Genomic DNA, 16,034 nt, shown 5'->3' with positions numbered 1-16,034 from the left:
CGTAAGCGGGAAACCAGCAATGAAAAGCTAACTTGTAAGCGTCTGGGTCCCTGATCAAGTCAGGGATGACAGCCCGCGGTAGTTTTGTAGTTCCAGAGAACACCCATAGAAGGTTTCTTGTTACCAAACAAGCAAAATTCGCGAGGCGAAAACGTGACAAAAATCACCAAAAATCCCCCAAAAACATCAAATGTATTGGAAGCCAATAAAAACAGAACCCAAAACAACCTACGCCAAAACCCGTACTAATTTCCGTCAATCAATTTGGCGTATTGATAAACCCAATTCGGTATCTTTACGCCAAATTGTTTCGCTGTTGCCGTGTTGATGTACAACTCGCCTTTACCGATGTCTGTCAACGGAAGTTTCTCTGCGTCAATCGATTCGGTCAACAGCTTAATTGCGTACTTCGCAGCTGTTTTACCTTGCTTGCTTCCGGTATCGACAACACCCAATAACGCACCGTCTTCAATGTTAAATCCCAACGCGCCAATAGGTGGCTTGCTGATGTTTTTGAGTATCCATTTCATCACGGCCTTTGCGGGAACGAGCTTGCCTTCTTTGTCCTTTAGGTTTAAATAAATAGGTACCAAAACAAAGTCAATGTCATCTTCATATAGCTTCAAAAAGCTTTTCCATTCCTCAAAACTCGATGATCGCAAGGTAGCTTTTTTGTCGTAGTTCGGAAAATCTTGGTCGATATCTTTCGCGACGATCTTCGCAGATACACTGTCTTCGACAACTACAATGTAGTTTTTCGCCTTGGGCAAGAAATACGGTAGCATGTTGAAGGTTTGGTCTATCAGCAACTTCTCTTTCACCCCAGTGACATTTTTTTGAGGGAAGTTGTACTGTTTGGGGTCGTTGTTTACGCCGCAGAATACAAACTGTATGTCGGTATCGAAAAATGCGGGTATGACCTTTCCCGAGGCGTTGTCATCGGCGGTGATTACCAGGTGTGGTTTGTATTTTTTTATTTTGGCGATAGCCTTTTTTACCTGCTCCTGAATTTGCTGTGGAGAGCTGAGTTTTTTTGTGTTCATGTAGTGTTCATCTATTTTTAGGTGTTTGTCTACATTTACGAAATGGTCTTCGAATGACTTTATGATGGAGTCTTTGATTTGCGTATCCCAGACGAGATCTTGCTCGTAACTGAAAAGTAGTAACACACGTTTGGTACTGCTGTGGGGGAAGAATAGTAGTACGCTCATCATACTCGTTAAGATTAAGATTACTGTAGTTAAAGCGTAAATAATCGCAAGGTTTTTGTTGTGCCGCAGCCATTTGGCAAGCTTTAGAGGCAGGAATCTTTGGCGGGCGTTTACGGGATTTCCTTTTAGGAAACTTTTTAGATCATCGGCAAGGGCTCCGGCATTTTCGTAGCGTTGTTGCGGGTCTTTGGCGATTGCTTTTAAACAAATTGCTTCCAAGTCTTTGGGTACTTTGCGATTCCATTCTCTGGGGCGTTTGGGTTCTTCTTGCAGTATGCGGTAGATCATGGTGACGGAGTTTTCGGATTCGAAGGGCACTTTGCCGGTGAGTATCTTGTAGAGAACAGCGCCTAAGGCGTAGATGTCGCTAGTTGTTTGTACTTTGCCTTCGACTTGTTCGGGGGGCATGTAGCCTACGGTTCCCATGATGACACCTGTTTGTGAAAATTTTGTGGCGTCACCTTCTAGTTCTTTTGCTAGGCCAAAGTCCATTAGGCATGGTTCACCGTAGCGGTCGATCATTATGTTGCCGGGTTTTATATCGCGGTGGATGATGCCTTTTACATGGGCGTAGTAGACGGCGCGGGATATTTTTTCCATGATTTTTATGCCGTCGCGCATGCTTAGTTTTTTTGTTTTTAATAGTTCGCTTAGGGATTCACCTTCGATGAAGTCCATGGTGTAGAAGACTTGGCCGTCGTCTTGTTTTTCGATTTCGTGTAGTTTGATGATGTTTTTGTGGTCTAGTTTTGCGGTGCTTTGTGCTTCGCGTAGAAATCTGGATATACTTAGGTTGGAGTTGGATTTTAACAGCAACTTTAGGGCAACTTTACGTCGAAGAACAGGGTCGTATACTTCGTATACTTTTCCCATACCTCCACTACCTATTTCACGTACTAAACGGTAACGACCTATGTGCTTTGCTGTCATAACCTTTACTCCATGTAAACTCGTATGTGGTTCCTGAAACGTGGTGTTTTACTTACGTTTACAAGTCAACTTTGTGTTGTGGATTCCTGCGTACGCAGGAATGACACGTGGGGGAAATTTCGTTAATCAAACTGAAGTTACTTCAGGGGCTGTCCCCCCTCGGTAATAGAATCTCTTACCTAAGTAAGGGGGACGTTTTTTCGTAATGATTTGGTTTATTCTTGCTTCTCTAGTTCAGCGATCTTTTGCTTGAGCGCTTCGTTCTCTTGTTGTGCGTTTGTTAGTCTTTGTTCCATCTCGCTTATTTTCTCTGCGGCTTTGACTATGTCGTTTTCCATGTCGCTGGCTTGTTTTTGTGCTTGTTGTTCTTTTACTTTTAGTTCTTCTAGTTGTTTTTGCAAATCGGCAATAGCTTCTTGTGCTTTTTCTTGCTCTTGTTTCGCTGTGGCTAGTTGTGTTTTTGCTACGTCGGCTTCGTTGGAGCCTTGCGCTTTTGCGTCAGAGAGTTGTTGTTGTAGACTTTTTACCTGATCGTTGAGGTCTTCTAGGTTTTGTTGTGCTAGTTTTAGGGTTAGGTTTTCTCGTGTCAGGCTTTTTATCTTTTGTTCTAGCTTCTTTTTCTCGTTGGAGACTTCTACCACCTTGGCTTCTACGTTTTTGATTTTGCCGTTTAGGTCGTCGGCGTTTTGTTGGTTGAGCTTTAGCGCTTGGTTCTCGATATTTAGATTGTTGAACTTGCGTTGTAGGCTGTCTTTTGCTTTGACTACGTCGTCATAAATTTTTTGTTTTTGTTGTAGACTTGTGTTTAGGGTGGTTAGCGTGTCTACTTGTTGTTGTAGTTCTTGTTTTGCGGTTTCTAATTCGCGTAGTTTTGCGTTTTGTTCTTCGGGAAGGTTGCTGGTTAGCGCATTGTTTTGCTTGGTAAGCTCTTGCACTTGGCCTTGTAGGTCTGTTTTGGATTGTTCTAGTTGTTTTAATTGTGTTTCTAGTCTTTTGATGGTTTGGTCGGCGTTGTCTTGTGAGTCGGCTAGAAGTCTTAGGGCGTTGTTTTCTTTTTCTAGAACGGAAATTCTCTTTTGTAGGCTTTCACTAGAACTTTTATTTGCTTTGTGGTCTTTGTTTTCGCGTTGCAGGGTGTTGATGCGAACTTGTTGCGCTTTTTCCATTAGTTTTAGGGCTTTGATTTCTTGTTGCAGTTCGCTGATCTGTTGTGTGGCGTTTTTGTTGTTTTGAATTTGTTGCTGTAGTTGTTGTTGTTCTTTTTTTAGGGTGTCTAGCTTTTGTAGACTGCTGGCGAGTTTGTTGCTTAGGTCTTGTTTTTCGCGTAGTGTTTTTTTGTATTTGTCTTGTGCGACTTTTACGTCTTTGCTGTTGTCTAGAGATAGAGAGGACAGCTTGTCGTCTATGGCCACTAGTCTTTTGAGAAGGTCTTTCTCGAAGTTGCTGCTCACTGCTTTTGTGGGCTGTTTTTGTGTGGTTGTGTTGTTTTCTGTTTTATCGGTATTGTTCGCTGCTGTGTTGTTCTCGGTGTTGTTTTTTGCGGTGGTGTTATTCTCGGTGTTGTTTTCGGTATTTTGCGTGTTGTTTTCGGTGTTATTTTCGGTATTGTTGTCCACAATTTGATTATTGTTTGTTGGTACCAGTTCGCCTTTTACGAAAGGCAGAGTTAGGACCATGCATAGGATTCCTACCACACATGAGGAGCATAGGGCGATGTAGTCTTTGTCGTATTTTGCGGAGTCGGGCCATTTGCTGAATTGTAGTAGCATTTTTAGTGGTATTAGTAGCACCAGGGTTACGGTCATGGCAAAAAACGGGTTGCCGTAGGCTGGTATGGCGAAGGCCGCTAGAAAACAGGGTACTGCTAGAAATATCACTCTTTTGGATTTGGCGGTGAAGTGAAACCACGCTTTTATCTGTTGTTCATCCCAGTGGGGAACACGGATGATTTTTGGATCTTCGGCGGTGAGAGTTGCGGTGATGTTCCACAACACGACGAGTCCGATTCCTAGTAGGAATATTTGCCAATTGAATATAAAAATGGCAGCGGCTCCTGCTGCGACTAGCACGACGAGAGAAACCCATTCTGCGGGTAAAATTTTATGTTTTTGAGATGGTAGTTGTGCATCTAAAGCATTAAATTTTTCTAAGACATTTGTCAATGCAGATTTTTCACCTTCTTCGGGTGATGGATTGTTTTGGTTTGACTGTGTCATAATAATCCCTTTTACTTAAAAAACGTTGAGAGAATCCATGGAAAGGCAACTAGGGAGCCTATGGCGCTGCCTATGTTAGAAAATACAACCACTAGTAAAATGCGCGAGGCGGAGTTTTTCCAAAAGCCTTTGGCGGAGCTGATATCTTGGGGTAGACTTTCTAAGTCGGCGACTGTTGGTCGTTTTAGCCATGCCTGTACTAAGCCAGAAACCCAACCGGCAGCGATTAGGGGGTTGAGGCTGGTTAGGGGGGCGGCGACGAATGCCGAGATAATGGTTAGTGGGTGTCCTAGGGCAATGGCGGCTCCTATGGCAGAGAGTACACCGTTTACGACAACCCATATGTATACAGCGTCTTTAAACTTTTCGGTGTCGGCATAGGTGAAGAAGTAGATGAAGACTCCGATGATGGCTAGGGGGATAAACCATTTGGCAAACGTGGTGGCCCATGAGGTTTTTGGGATTTCACGGTAGGGATCTAGGGCGATGTCTTCTTGGATTTTTTTGGTGATCCCGGGAACGTGACCGGCGCCTACTACGGCAACGACTTTGTCGCCTTCGCAGTTGCGTATTTTTTGCGAGAGATAAATGTCTCTTTCGTCGATTAGTACGCGTTTTATGGTGGGAAATTCTTTGGAAAAAGCTTCTAGTACGTTTTCGATATTTCCCTTTTCTTTCATTTCATTGATGGTTTTTTCGTCGATGGTTTCGCTGACAAACAAACTTGCCCCCATCTGCGTCATGATTTTGAGTTTGTCGCGAAAGCGTAGGTTTCCCCATACTCTTTTCATGGTGATTTGGATATCGCGGTCGGCAAGAACTAGAGTGATTTTGTGTTCGTCTGCTAGGTCGCAGCCTGCCATCATCTCGGCACCTGGTTTTACGCCTAGTTCTTCCCCTATTTGTTTGTAAAAAGAGGTCATGACTAGCTGTGCTAGAAGTAATAAGGCTTTTTTTTCCTTGATGATTTGGAAAACGTCCATGTTTTTCCAATTTTCCGGATTGCGCAGTGTTTTAAAGCGCGCATCGCATAGTTCGACGCAAATGGTGTCGGGAGAGAGTTGTTCTACACTTTGGTGAACATCTTCTACGCTTTCTTTAGAAACGTGTGCTGTTCCTAAAAGATAAATATCTCGATCTCCCAACGTAACATGGGTGATGGAGTCAGGGAGTTTTGTATCATTTGTCATGTTTTATTCCACAATAATTTGAATTTTACTTGCTCTAACGGATTTGAGCGGTCATAAAGAGTGAAACCACAGAGTACACAGAGAAAGTTTTTTTATCTCTGAAGTACGTCAAAAAAGTTAGAATGGGACGACCGCCTCTAAAGATAGCTTTATGGAAACGGAACTTTCCCCGGGGGTGTCATTCCTGCGAAAGCAGGAATCCACAATATAAAGTTCACTTGTAAACGCCTGGATCCCTGATCAAGTCAGGGATGACAATCGGATTTTATTAAAAGCTGTCTTTTAAACCGCGAATCTTGCCAAATACTTCGGCGTTGGTCGCATTTTCCATATTTAAATGTTCGCGTATCAATTTATCACTGCAACGCATAAAGGGATTTACTTGTTTTTCCAGACCGATGGTTGTCGGAATGGTGGCCTCGTTATTGCTGCGTTTTTCACTTACCGTTTTTTCAAAGGCGATCAGATCCGCATTTTCGCGGTCTACGCTACGCGCAAAACGCACGTTGCTTGCGGTGTATTCGTGACCACAATATACTTCTACGTCGTCGGGTAGAGCGGCGATCTTGTCAAAAGAGTCCGACATTTGTTGTGGGGAGCCTTCGAATAGGCGGCCACAACCGGCGGCAAAAACCGTGTCGCCGCAGAAGAGTTTTTTGTCTGCGGCAAAGTAATAGCTTATGTGCCCTAGGGTATGTCCTGGGGTTGCGATGACTTGTGCTTTTGCGCTACCTACTGTCACAACATCACCCTCTTCTAGGGTGTGGTCGATGTCGGGAATTTTGTTTTTGTCTTTTAGTGCCCCGTAAATTTTACAACCACTTTTTTTCTTAAGCTCGGCGTTACCGGCGATGTGATCTCCGTGATGATGTGTGCATAGTATGGACGTTAGTTTTAAATTGTGCTGTTGCAAATAGTCCCATACCGGTTGCGCTACTCCGGGATCTACCACGGCAACTTCATTGTCACTTACCAGAATATATGTATAGTTATCACCGAGAATGGGCAACATATGAACAGAAAGTCCCATAGTATTTCCTTTAATTAAAATTGGGAACAAACGAATGTAGAGTGTTTATCCACGTCGGCCAATTGGCTTTGTATTGACGTTCATTGCCAAAAACAACCATGGCAAAATTGCGTCCGCCTCTTAGGACGGTTAGCATTAAGATATATTTGGTTCCCGAATCTGATTCGCATTTGATCAGGCTCTCGGTAAAGAGGCTTCTACCCATAAAAACTTTGCGATCTTCGCGAGATTCTATTTTGGAAAAGGGAAATGTGCTCGATCCTAACTTTTCTAGAAGTGACGAAATTAGGGCGTTGTTATTCGAAAATTTATTTGTCGATGTCCAGGCACCGATGGTACCACCTTTTCCTTTGTACGCGGTAGAGAACGGAGAAATGTCTGTGCGCTCCCAGTTACGTGGGTACGCATGTGAGTAGTAAATTTCGCGACACAGTACGCTGGCAATCGGTGCGATGGGTTTTACTTTGTCCGAAACCTCTTCTGTACTTTTGGGAATCTTTTGTATCGAGATATTGGGTTTGGAAATGCGTTTTCTCACAAAGTCTCTTTGTGACTTGTTGATGGAGTACACAATGGTACCACTTTTGTCATAGTACAAAACACGTCTATTGGCAACGGCTCCGGATTCTTTTGTTTCGGCGACAAAGTACAATTTATCGCTTCGCGAATTGGGTATTCTGGCTTTGGGCAAAACTTCCACTAGTAATTTGAGAACGGTGATTTCGCGTATGGGAACAGGAATCACTTGAATGTAAAATTTCTTGCCCTGCGTAAAAATATCCGGATGATTGTAAATACGCCCTGATAGCGGAAAGTAAACGTTTCCCTGTGGGCGATTCATCGTGTTGGTATTTTTGTTTTTTCCCACCACCACCTGGACATTGATTTTGTCTTTGGCCAACTGCAAACTGATTTTTTGTTTGTTGTTGTGGTTGTATAGAATTTGCTTGTACGCGTTACCGTCTTTTAATAAAACGCGGTGTTCGTAAAGCAAAATACAGGTGTTGGTACTTTTATCTGCCAATAGGTAGTAGCTCTCGGTAATTTGTTCCTGATTTTTCTTTTTTTTGAAAACGCATTTTTTGTATATAGGGCTTCCAATATCTTCGCGAAACCAAATGGTCGTTTCGGCTTGTAGAACAACGGTGAGAAATAATAAAATGACTATTTGCCACTTCATCCTACAGTCCTTCCTTATCATAAGAATTTTCGATTTCTTTGACCTTGGCTTCTAGCCGATCAATGGTTTTGCGCAGGCGTTTTACTTCGCTTTTTTCTGGTATATTTAGTTTATTTAAGACAGTCGAATATAGTAATTCAAGATGTTTTTCCAATTTCTCAATGGTCGAAGGCGCGTTATTTGTCAAATCTTGTTGTAGGGCATCACCTTCTTCTTGGGTAATTTCTCCCGAAGAGACAAGTTGTTTTACCTTGCCGCGCACTTCTTCTTCAATGAAGTAAGTGGTTTCTCCGATAGACTGCACAATTTTACTCGCATAGGAATACATGTTCCCCTTGCCTTTGCGAATAATTTGTGTGAACAGTGACGGAGAGAATTGATTTTCTTTTTTGGCCTGCTCCGCAATAATTTGCGATAAAACGCCGGTGGTGATATCTTGGTTACTGTCGTTGTCAAGGATACTGACAGATTCACCTTGTTTGATCAGAGCCTCGATATTTTCGAGCGTAACGTATTTTTTGTCGATTGTATCGTACAATTTGCGATTGGCGTAGCGCTTAATTAACCTCATTATGTTCTCCCTATAGACGGTAAACAAAACAGCGTATTCTTAAATTTTAGGTTTTTCATGAAGTTTCAAACGTGCGGTTTTATTTTCTGGAAATAACAACTCTAAGTACTTCGCAAGTTTACTATTCGAAACCTGACAACGATGGTCATGCAAAAATTTATCTATACTCTCTCCCATTTTCTTTGCCGATTGAAACCGCTCTTTTGGTGACAACGAAATGGCTTTCATAATGATATTACTCAATTCAGGCGGAATTGCCGTATTAACTTCGTGCAGTGGTGTGACAGGCACTCTCATTGCTTCGATAAGCTCAATATCATCTCTCACATTAAACACCATTTGACCGGTGAAAAGTTCGTAGGCAACAATTCCCAGAGAATAGATGTCGCTACGTGGATCTGTCCCTTCGAATTGTGCTTGTTCTGGAGACATATAGGGATATTTTCCCATAATCACCAGCCGTTCGTCGGGCGTTTTCATGGTCATCGCTTTGGCAATACCAAAGTCCGTGAGTTTCGCAATTCCACCCGTGGTGAGAATTACATTAGATGGCGAGATATCGCGGTGTACTATTTTTAAACGTTTGCCATGATGATCGCGTTTGCGATGAGCGTAATCCAAACCACGACATATTTGGCTGACAATGTATGCGGTAATATCAACGGGAATCGTGTTTTTCATAAAGTTATGGCGTTTGAGTAAATTTTCAAGGTTCACTCCTTCGACATACTCCATGATTAAGTAGTAAAAATTATCTACTTTTTCAAAATGATATACCTGTACAATATTTGCGTGAATCAAATTGGCAACAAGTTTTGCCTCGCCAATGAACATGTCAAGTGTTTCCATGTCACTGAGTAGCGAAGAACGTATTGTTTTGATTGCCACGGTTTTTGAGAATCCACGCGCCCCTAGTTGCTCAGCAAGATAAATATTTCCCATACCACCACTGGCTATTTTTTTGATGATTTTATAATGAGATAAATACTTTAAATCTTCCATAATATTAACCCTAGTAGTAGGCAAAATTTTTGGGGAATTCAATAATTGTTCAAGAGATAAATGACCGCCCAACAGTTCGCTGTTGTTTTATTTAAATGAAACCTCAAACTTGCCGTTGCAAGTGTACAATTTGGTCGTGTAATTTTTTTGAAGTGTTACTACACGGTCAAAATTACAAAACCATTTTGTTATTGTAGTTCCAGATAATCCAGGAAGGAATACTGTCTCTCAAACTTCGCTATGATATTTATACAACGAGTATTATAGACATTTTACCAAATATTCTATGTGGTCGTCTAGTAAGGGATGTTCAAAAAAGTAACTTTACTGCTATGTCGATGAGTTTTATCGCTACGCCACTACGACAAAATATATTATCGGAACAAGTAGCGGTATTGTGAGATAATTTGTACTATTTGTAAAATGACGACTTGTGAGAAAAGGTGTTTGTGGACGTATCGTGCGATACGTCCTTGCAGTTGACTACATACAAACTATGCTTTTTGAGCATCTTCTTCTGTTGCAATCCACTGAGAAATTACTGCGTTGTAAGAAAAGAAATCTTCGTCTTTGAAGAAAATTTTCAATTCGCGTTCTGCAGCACTTTTGTCTTCAGAACTGTGTATTAAGTTGTAGCTGGTAGATACACCATAATCTCCACGGATCGTACCTGGCTCCGCTTTCATTCCGAAAGTAGCTCCTGTCATTTTGCGGCAAATACCAACAGCTCCCGCACCTTCCATTGCAATCGCAATAATCGGGTGAGAGGTCATGAATTCACTCAAAGACGGGAAGAAAGGCTTGTCGACTAAGTCTTTATAGTGTTCTTTCGCCATGTCTTCGGTCATCTGCATCATTTTTAATCCTGCGATTTTCATTCCCTTATTTTCAAATCGCTGTAATATAGTTCCCACTAATTGTCTTTGAATAGCATCTGGTTTAATTAGAATTAGAGTTCTTTCCATTTTTAACCTTTCTAAATATCATGTTTGAGATTGTGGAGACTGTTAAGTTTTGTTTCGTCACGTCTTTATAAAGATTAACTTTCGAGTCTCGCAAAGTGTTGTTTCGCCAACAAAGATACATTTTGCAATAGCACAGCTGTCGTTACCAAACCAACACCACCGGGGACAGGGGTTAACCATGATGCGACATTCATCGCCGAATCGTAGTGCACATCCCCAACAATCAAACGCGATTTTTTTCCGTTTTGTTCTTTTTCTACCAGGTTAATACCCACATCAATAACAACAGCACCTTCTTTTAGCATTTCACCGTGAATTAGGTTTGCTTTTCCGGCAGCAACAATAACCACGTCTGCTCGTTTGGTGTGCAGGGCTAAGTTTTGTGTTGCGATGTGACAGCAGGTAGGTGTTGGAGACTTGTTCGTCGATTCAAGCAACATAAGAAGCAAAGGTTGTCCAATAATAGGACTTCGTGAAATAACAACAACTTCTTTTCCGGCAAGGTCGTAATCAATGCTCTTAATAAGAAGCATCACCGCTTTGGGTGTGCAAGGAACGATAGAGGAATTATCATAGAATAGTTTTCCCATATTTGTCGGAGAGATACCTTCGACATCTTTTAGATGTGAGATACTTGCTATTAAGCTATTTTTGTCAATATGATCGGGGACAGGTACAAAAACCATAATACCCGTGACATTTGGGTCGTTGTTTAATTTGACGATATAGTCGATGGCTTCTTCCTGAGAAGTCGAAGCGGGAAACTTAACCAATTCAAATAAAATACCCACCGCTTTGCAAGCAGACTCCTGAATTTTGGCGTACGATAATGCTCCGCTATCAGAACCTATAAGAAGCGATACAAGTCTAGGAGGAGAAGGAAAACAGGAAATATCTTTTTTGACCTGTTGCATAATACTAGCGGACAAAAATTTACCTTCCAACTGTTTTGCTACCATTCCTTTGTTTCCTTCCACACTTTAAATTTACGTAATTTTTCAGGTAACTGTCAAAGCATACAAATGCTCATCAAGCCATTTAGGTCATGTCTACCTCATCATCGTACACTCAAACTACGCGAAACAAATTGCAAATGAAAATAAGTAACGCTTAGTGTTTGTGAGGGCTTGACAGCGAATGAAGTTTGATGACATGCTCTAATGGTAAACTTCAAAGTATAACCTTACTTTCCCACATTGCAAGTGAATTTGACAAGTTTTTGTCGTGACAAACCAAACAAAATAAGTTAATATCCGTCACCTTATCCACGAAATAAATAATCAAGGCTTTCTTTGCCTTTGAAATAATAGTAAAATATTTGCTATACAACTGTAATATTGTATACATTTTTGCTGCGCATTCTATTACTACTACCCAAAAATTCCACTAGGAGTACAACATGTATTTTTTAGATATTATTTGGAATGTAGACCCCATTATTTTTCAAGCTGGTCCATTTCAAATACGCTACTATGGTCTTTTATTTGCCTCGGGCATTTTTATTGGTTATTTGCATTGGCGGCAGCAAATGATGACGCGTTTGGGTTATGAAGAAGATGTGGCCGAAGATTTTGTTATGTGGGGTTTTTTCGCCATACTCATCGGAGCGCGTTTAGGGCACTGTCTGTTTTATGATCCCGTATACTTCTTATCGAACCCTCTCGAAATTTTAAAAATATACAAAGGGGGATTGGCAAGCCATGGGGCGACACTGGCACTGATTTTAGTCCTATTTCGCCATCATAGGGTCTACAAAATACCATTTCGCGATGTTCTCGATTCGCTGACACTTTCTGCGGGAATTTGTGGTATCACGATTCGCCTTGGTAATTTTATGAATAGCGAGTTAGTCGGTCGTGTTACCGATGCTCCTTGGGGAATAAAGTTTCCCATACATGCCGAAATGATGAACGTTCCTTTAGAAGCGCGCCATCCTTCGCAGCTATACGAAGTACTTTTGGGGGTGATCGTATACATAACCTTACTTTTGATAGACCAACGTTACAAAAACAAGGGCAAACGTCCTCGTGGTTTACTCATCAGTGCCTTCTTTCTCGTGTACTTTATTGGACGCTTTATTGTCGAGTATTTTAAAGAGTACCAGGTTCTTACCTCGGGGTTAACCATGGGACAATGGTTGAGCGTACCGTTTGTGATTGCCGGTTTATACATGTTGCTAAACGTAATCACCGCTCCAGAATACGCAGAGAAAAAACTTCCCAAAGAGGAAAAGAAAGAACAAAAAGACACCAAAGACAACAGCAAAAAAAAGAAAAACAAAAACAAAAATAAAAAGAAGAACAAATCGTAGAGAACAAAATTAGGGTGTGTTGTAGCATACCCTATCACTATTTATAGAAAGTCACAAAATGCCTGCTACATTAGATCTATATAAAATGTATGAGACTTTAACAACCGAAGAACAGCAGATTTGGCAAGCGGCGCAGAATTTTGTCGACAAAGAGTTTATGCCAATCATTTCTGCACACCATCGCGACGCCACATTTCCCGTTGAGCTTATTCCCAAATTGGGAAAGCTGGGCTTTTTAGGCTCGCAACTTCCTGAAGAATATGGTTGTGCGGGAATCAACAACCGCGCCTATGGACTTATCATGCAAGAACTCGAACGCGGAGACAGTGCTTTACGCAGTGTTGCCAGTGTCCAAGGTGCACTTGTCATGTACCCCATTTGGCGTTATGGTTCGCAGCAACAAAAAGAGCACTGGCTTCCGCAACTTGCTGCGGGGGAAAAAGTAGGTTGTTTTGGTTTAACGGAGCCTGACTTTGGTTCGAATCCTGCGGGAATGCTCACCAACGCCAAGCCGCACAAAGATGGTTTTTTGCTCAACGGTAGCAAAATGTGGATCACCAACGGTAACATTGCCGATGTTGCGGTGGTATGGGCAAAATTAGATGGAAAAGTCCATGGATTTCTCGTTCCCAAGGATACTCCGGGGTTTACCGCTACCGAGATCAAGGGCAAATTTTCTCTTCGCGCCTCGATCACCTCGGAATTGAGCTTCAATGATTGCTTTATCCCTAAGGAAAATATGCTGCCGGAAGCGCAAGGTTTAAAAGCTCCGCTGTCGTGTTTGTCGCAAGCAAGATATGGAATTGCTTGGGGAGCGATCGGTTCCGCTTTAGCGACCTACCACTGCGCACTGGACTATTCCAAAACGCGTATCCAATTCGACAAACCCATCGCTAGCTTCCAATTGATCCAGCAGCAACTTGTGGAAATGGCTTCTGACATTACGCACGCGCAGCTCCTTGCATTTCGTCTTGCCGAACTCAAAGACCAAAAGCAAGTTCGTCCGGCGATGATTTCTCTTGCAAAGCGCAATAATGTTCGCATGGCCCTTAACACCGCCCGCACCGCACGTAACATACTTGCGGCAAACGGTATTGTCGACGAATATCCCATTATGCGTCATATGATGAATCTAGAGACTGTGATTACCTACGAAGGAACTCACGAAGTACACACATTAATTTTAGGGCAACATCTCACAGGAGTAAGTGCTTTTGAGTAAGCGTATCAGTAAACAAACGCTAAAAAAATTATTGGCGTGGTTTTGGGAAGTTCGCGAAGAGTATTTTTTCCGTGAAGAACGCAATCCATACCGCGTGTGGGTGTCCGAAGTCGTTTTGCAACAAACGCGTATACAGGCGGCTCTCAAACCGTTACAGCGTTTTTTTCACCACTTTCCCGATGTGGCATCGTTGGCAAATGCCTCAGAAGAGAAAGTGGTGTATGAATTTCGCGGTCTGGGATACTATTCACGTGCGCGAAATTTACGCAAAGGTGCTTTGTATTTAACGGAAAACTTCTCTGGAAAACTTCCCAAAACCTATGATGAATTGCTACAAGTACCGTCTATAGGCCCCTACACAGCAGCGGCAATTGCATCCATTTGTTTTGATTTGCCACACCCTGTGTGCGATGGCAACGTAAAGCGCGTTTTGCTACGTGTGAATAAATGGCCTTTAGTTCCTCGTGATCCGCAAACGGACAAAAAGTGTATACAGCAATTGCAAAAATTATACAAAGGTTTACCTGCCGGAGATACCAACGAAGCCATCATGGAGTTGGGTCAAAAAATCTGTACGCGCAGTAAACCAAAATGTGGCGATTGTCCAATCAGTGAGTACTGCAAGGCTTATGCTGAGGATGTGGTCAATGACTATCCCATGAAAGCGCAAAAGCCGCCCAAGGTAGATGTCAATTGGCATATCTTTATTGTCAAAAGAGGGGAAGACATTCTACTGCAACGCTGGAATGACTTTTACTTTTTAAAAAAGCAAGTGGCATTTCCTTCGTTACTGGAGTTTCCGCAAGACGGTATGCAAAAGTGTTCGTGGAGTGACAGCAAACACTCGGTATCGCAGTTGATCAAGAAATACGAGGCGCAACCACTAAAAACGCTGAAGCACGGTATTACCAAGCATCGTATTTCCATTTTCCCGCATGTCATTTCTAGTAAAACATGGGAAAAGAATACCAACAAAAATACATTGCTGTGGACTCCGCAACAACAAGTACCGGAATATTTGGTTTCTTCAGCACTGAATAAAATTTGGAAGTCTTTTGCAAATTCGGAGAATTTACATGACGAAAATACTTGATCGCTATGTCATCTCTTCCATGCTATTGTCTTTTTGTATTTGTATGATGACGATTATGTGCTTTTTTATCGTCGTAGATTTATTTGAAAATTTTCATCGATTTTCCACATATGTAGAAAGAACCAACGAAGCGGCGCAGGAGACAGGAAAACAGCAACAAAGTCTCATATCGATCATTGTCAGCCACTACATGTACTTGTCTCCGATGATTTTGTACTATTTCACCCCGCTAATTACAGTGATTGCAACGGTATTTACCTTATTGCGCATGATGCGCAGTAGGGAACTCGTTATCTTGCAAACAACGAGTCTTTCCAACTATCGTATCGCGCTTCCCTTTGTGGTGTTCGCGATCCTTATTGCCGGGGGAATGGTCTACACCCAAGAATATTTGCTCCCCGCAATCGGCGATGAAATCATCTCGACAAACAAAATTCGCAAAGGGCGAAGAGTTCGTTCTGCTTCTCAATACAAAGACAATAAACAGCGCGTGTTTTACATTGCGATTATCAATCCTCTCACGCAAAAAATATACGATGTTCGCGTCACGCAGTTCCAAAAAGAAAACTATATTCCCGAAAAAGTCATCGAAGCGAAAATCGGACAGTGGGAAAACGATACCCTGGTATTGTACAAAGGAACGATCGTCAACTATGAAACAAATGAAGAGTCGATCATCACCAAAGATGGATACAAACTAGACACCGATTTAACTCTCTATAAATTGCTCACCCCGGATAAAAATCTCGATGTTTTGCGTTACGCACAACTCAGAGATCTTTACAAATCCTATCGAAACCCCGGAGCACTGGTGACCATGTACAATCGTTGGACAACACCGATTAGTATTATTTTTTTAGTGCTACTAACCGTCGCCGTCATCCTGCACAGTGCCATTGAAAATTTCCCACAGAAAATCATTGTGTGCATCATATTAACGCTGATATTTTACTGCATTAATTTTTTGTGTTTGGGTATGGGGAAAAAAGAGCTGCTCACCCCGTTATTTGCCGCGAGTTTTCCCATCATATTGCTAGGTTCTGCTGGCGTAGCAACCATTATCACTGCCAATTAAATTCGCAGCAGAGAAGGGTATTTTTATGAAGGAAAGTA

General features: G+C 42.0%; 13 protein-coding genes. 4 read left to right on the top strand and 9 right to left on the bottom strand.

Features of this window, described 5'->3' with window-relative positions; genetic code table 11:
- Window positions 1-245: 245 nt before the first annotated feature.
- From UABAM_RS22255 to UABAM_RS22215, 9 genes are all read right to left on the bottom strand, one after another.
- Window positions 246-2,141, bottom strand: a complete 1,896-nt coding sequence (locus UABAM_RS22255) for a bifunctional serine/threonine-protein kinase/ABC transporter substrate-binding protein (protein WP_151970197.1) — start codon at window positions 2,139-2,141, stop codon at window positions 246-248.
- A 215-nt stretch (window positions 2,142-2,356) separates the two neighbouring features.
- Window positions 2,357-4,357, bottom strand: coding sequence for a coiled-coil domain-containing protein (locus UABAM_RS22250; protein WP_151970196.1), 2,001 nt, complete (start codon window positions 4,355-4,357; stop codon window positions 2,357-2,359).
- An 11-nt stretch (window positions 4,358-4,368) separates the two neighbouring features.
- Window positions 4,369-5,547 carry a TraB/GumN family protein gene (locus UABAM_RS22245; protein ID WP_151970195.1) on the bottom strand — a complete coding sequence of 393 codons (1,179 nt, stop codon included), beginning with the start codon at window positions 5,545-5,547 and terminating at the stop codon, window positions 4,369-4,371.
- 268 nt (window positions 5,548-5,815) lie between these two features.
- Window positions 5,816-6,577 carry a hydroxyacylglutathione hydrolase gene (gloB, locus tag UABAM_RS22240; protein WP_151970194.1) on the bottom strand — a complete coding sequence of 254 codons (762 nt, stop codon included), beginning with the start codon at window positions 6,575-6,577 and terminating at the stop codon, window positions 5,816-5,818.
- A 10-nt stretch (window positions 6,578-6,587) separates the two neighbouring features.
- The gene (locus UABAM_RS22235; protein WP_151970193.1) at window positions 6,588-7,757 is read right to left on the bottom strand and encodes a hypothetical protein; all 1,170 of its coding nucleotides are present in this window, start codon (window positions 7,755-7,757) and stop codon (window positions 6,588-6,590) included.
- Between the two features lies 1 nt (window position 7,758).
- Window positions 7,759-8,328, bottom strand: coding sequence for a polyhydroxyalkanoate synthesis regulator DNA-binding domain-containing protein (locus UABAM_RS22230; RefSeq protein ID WP_151970192.1), 570 nt, complete (start codon window positions 8,326-8,328; stop codon window positions 7,759-7,761).
- A gap of 39 nt (window positions 8,329-8,367) precedes the next feature.
- The gene (locus UABAM_RS22225; protein ID WP_151970191.1) at window positions 8,368-9,330 is read right to left on the bottom strand and encodes a serine/threonine protein kinase; all 963 of its coding nucleotides are present in this window, start codon (window positions 9,328-9,330) and stop codon (window positions 8,368-8,370) included.
- Window positions 9,331-9,824: 494 nt separating this feature from the next.
- Window positions 9,825-10,295 (bottom strand): nucleoside-diphosphate kinase, encoded by a 471-nt coding sequence (gene ndk / locus UABAM_RS22220; protein WP_151970190.1) that lies wholly within the window; start codon window positions 10,293-10,295, stop codon window positions 9,825-9,827.
- Window positions 10,296-10,369: 74 nt separating this feature from the next.
- Window positions 10,370-11,254 carry a bifunctional 5,10-methylenetetrahydrofolate dehydrogenase/5,10-methenyltetrahydrofolate cyclohydrolase gene (locus UABAM_RS22215; RefSeq protein ID WP_151970189.1) on the bottom strand — a complete coding sequence of 295 codons (885 nt, stop codon included), beginning with the start codon at window positions 11,252-11,254 and terminating at the stop codon, window positions 10,370-10,372.
- A gap of 440 nt (window positions 11,255-11,694) precedes the next feature.
- On the opposite strand from UABAM_RS22215, the gene lgt reads away from it, so the two are divergent.
- The 4 genes from lgt to UABAM_RS22195 are packed head-to-tail and all read left to right on the top strand — an operon-like array spanning window position 11,695 to window position 15,996.
- On the top strand, window positions 11,695-12,606 hold the full coding sequence (lgt, locus tag UABAM_RS22210; RefSeq protein ID WP_151970188.1) for a prolipoprotein diacylglyceryl transferase: 912 nt from the start codon (window positions 11,695-11,697) through the stop codon (window positions 12,604-12,606).
- Window positions 12,607-12,664: 58 nt separating this feature from the next.
- Window positions 12,665-13,828 (top strand): acyl-CoA dehydrogenase family protein, encoded by a 1,164-nt coding sequence (locus UABAM_RS22205; protein WP_151970187.1) that lies wholly within the window; start codon window positions 12,665-12,667, stop codon window positions 13,826-13,828.
- A complete protein-coding gene (locus UABAM_RS22200; RefSeq protein WP_173013490.1) occupies window positions 13,821-14,921 on the top strand; it encodes an A/G-specific adenine glycosylase in 1,101 nt (366 codons plus the stop codon). Before UABAM_RS22205 ends, UABAM_RS22200 begins: the two co-directional genes overlap by 8 nt.
- Window positions 14,905-15,996 (top strand): LptF/LptG family permease, encoded by a 1,092-nt coding sequence (locus UABAM_RS22195; RefSeq protein ID WP_151970185.1) that lies wholly within the window; start codon window positions 14,905-14,907, stop codon window positions 15,994-15,996. The genes UABAM_RS22200 and UABAM_RS22195 overlap by 17 nt, the downstream gene beginning before the upstream one ends.
- Window positions 15,997-16,034: the final 38 nt, after the last annotated feature.

It is taken from the genome of Candidatus Uabimicrobium amorphum (assembly GCF_009002475.1).
In the GTDB taxonomy this organism is placed as follows: Bacteria; Planctomycetota; Uabimicrobiia; order Uabimicrobiales; family Uabimicrobiaceae; genus Uabimicrobium; species Uabimicrobium amorphum.
The sequence above is the reverse complement of the archived record's forward strand: the minus strand, read 5'-3'. Positions and strand labels throughout refer to the sequence as shown.